Below are 263 nucleotides of genomic sequence, written 5' to 3'. Positions count from 1 at the left end.
CGCTGAATTGTAATGCTGAAATTGGCGGCGCCAATTTTACTCAGAGACAAACGGGCGCCTGAATGCGGCAGAACATAGGAAGCGGCAAGGTTTTTACGTGCTCCGTCTCCCAGACTGGTGCCAGCCGGGACTATCATTTCTCCCTCACTGGTTCTCAGCATCGCTTCCGACCCGGTTGATACCACCACCAGACTTCTGTCGCACGCATCAAAAATACCAAACAGCCCCTTGATAGGCACAGCATATCCCGATTGCTTCATCCC

Annotated in this window: 1 pseudogene; it reads right to left on the bottom strand. The window is 52.9% G+C overall.

Annotated features, from left to right (window positions below):
• A pseudogene (locus ACYP03_RS26650) lies at positions 1-239 on the bottom strand (response regulator); the annotation flags it as partial.
• Positions 240-263 lie beyond the last annotated feature (24 nt).

It is taken from the genome of Photobacterium sp. R1 (assembly GCF_054600795.1).
This window is presented reverse-complemented; position numbering and strand designations above follow the sequence as displayed.